The 415-nt window shown below is 70.1% G+C and carries 1 protein-coding gene; it reads left to right on the top strand.

All coding sequences use genetic code 11. The annotated features are described in order from the left end of the window. Positions 1-50: 50 nt before the first annotated feature. A partial coding sequence (locus tag ACLQ22_RS31935; RefSeq protein WP_425695591.1) for a SpnB-like Rossmann fold domain-containing protein occupies positions 51-415 on the top strand: 365 nt, incomplete at its 3' end.

The raw sequence follows: 415 nt of genomic DNA, 5'->3' as shown, positions 1-415 counted from the left end.
TGGACACCGCAATGCCGGACGCGGCGCAGTCACTGTTCGAGGTGCAGTGGATGCCACTACCAGACGCGGACCCCGACGCGTCGGTGGCTGCCGAATCGGTCTGGGCATGGCACGGGCAGCGGCCGCAACCTCTACTGCTGCCCCACCCGCCAGGCCGGCTTGGTGGCGAGCTGCCCACGGTCGTGGTGGCCGAGCTACCAGCTGCGGACGATGCTGTCGGCGTTGTCGAGGCCACACACGCGGCGAGCACGCTGGTGTTGGGTTGGATCCAGGAATGGCTGGCCGATGCGGCCACGGACGGTTCCCGGCTGGTGGTGATGACCCGCGGCGCCACCGACGGCAGCGACCTGGCCGCGGCCGCGGTATGGGGCCTGGTCCGCTCCGCGCAGTCCGAACACCCCAACCGATTCATCCT

The sequence above is a fragment of the Micromonospora sp. DT178 genome (assembly GCF_049841695.1).
Classification (GTDB): domain Bacteria; phylum Actinomycetota; class Actinomycetes; order Mycobacteriales; family Micromonosporaceae; genus Micromonospora.
The sequence above is the reverse complement of the archived record's forward strand: the minus strand, read 5'-3'. Positions and strand labels throughout refer to the sequence as shown.